At 40.0% G+C, this 310-nt stretch carries 1 pseudogene; it reads right to left on the reverse strand.

Features of this window, described 5'->3' with window-relative positions:
• A pseudogene (locus HC175_RS22495) lies at positions 1 to 310 on the reverse strand (galactokinase); the annotation flags it as partial.

Genomic DNA, 310 nt, shown 5'->3' on the forward strand with positions numbered 1-310 from the left:
GGAAGTCCAGCTCTTTACAACTCACCTCATAATTGTCACGTAAACCTTTATGCGAGGCATACATTAGCAAACCCAGATGATCCAGATCATCAGATTTTAAGGCTTCTACAGCTTTGAGAACCCTGTTGTTTTCTGAGATTATAAACCGCGCACGTTTATAAAGCACCTCAGAAAGCTCATTTTTAAATTCCTGTAAGCGTTGTAGATCCACATCGCGTAAAGAATTTACTTCAGGATATCTTTTTTGGATATAATTGATCACTTCCTCACATTCTTTACGGCGGGTATTGTATTCGCTTGCGGCAAGGCT

Source organism: Salinimicrobium oceani (assembly GCF_012037645.1).